The following is a 356-nucleotide window of genomic DNA, read 5'->3' as shown; positions in this document are numbered from 1 at the left end:
GTTACCCCTAAATAAGAAAGGAAAAGAATGTATAATCAAAAGTTAATCAAAATGGTAAAGGGATTCCTTATGGGAGTTGCTGCTATTTTATGTATTGTCCTGGGCTATTCTATTGCCCGAGTACAGCAGAATTTGAGACAGAATAGTCAAGTTCAGGAAGAGGCAAAGCAGAAACCAGAAGAGAAACAACAGGAACAACTATCTCTTACTGAACAGCAGGTCGAGGACTTTCTAATTGCTTACTATACCAAGAAGGATTTAGAAGAGAATCGCCCGCGCTATAAGCCTTTTATGACTGATTCTATGTATCAGGAAACTGTTCAAGAAGAACAAAAACCAGTCAACCAGACCTATAA

1 pseudogene is annotated in these 356 nt (G+C 38.2%); it reads left to right on the top strand.

What is annotated here, in order from left to right:
* Positions 1 to 27: 27 nt before the first annotated feature.
* A pseudogene (locus OCF96_RS09905) lies at positions 28 to 356 on the top strand (hypothetical protein); the annotation flags it as partial.

This window comes from Streptococcus mitis, assembly GCF_946190065.1.
GTDB classification, from domain to species: domain Bacteria; phylum Bacillota; class Bacilli; order Lactobacillales; family Streptococcaceae; genus Streptococcus; species Streptococcus mitis_DE.
Note: the sequence above shows the minus strand (reverse complement) of the source record. Positions and strands in the feature narration are given on the sequence as shown.